This is a genomic window from Neisseria sp. P0014.S009 (assembly GCF_051958155.1).
Lineage (GTDB): Bacteria > Pseudomonadota > Gammaproteobacteria > Burkholderiales > Neisseriaceae > Neisseria > Neisseria flavescens_C.
On sequence record NZ_JBQCVS010000175.1, the window covers coordinates 1 to 253 of the forward strand.

Consider the following 253-nt stretch of genomic DNA (forward strand, 5'->3'; position numbering starts at 1 on the left):
TCTCATCCTATAGCGCGACCACTGAAAAAACCGTCCCACTCAAAGGGCATCACGGTGTACAGGTGCGCGGTGTACTGTACGGCAACCGCTATACGGAAAAAGACAAAGATTCGACAGCCATGCCGGATTACAGCTATCACAACAGTTCACTGTATGCGGGATATGCCTATGCCGACACACGCTCCTCCTTTTCTCTGCTGCCCTATTTCGAATACGACTTCCGCAACCGCCACACCCACTACCGCGCATGGGG

Annotated in this window: 1 protein-coding gene; it reads left to right on the forward strand. The window is 53.4% G+C overall.

Annotated features, from left to right (window positions below; translation table 11 throughout):
* The coding region (locus ACTHS4_RS12185) for a surface lipoprotein assembly modifier (protein ID WP_440366020.1) at positions 1–253 on the forward strand (253 nt) is incomplete at both ends.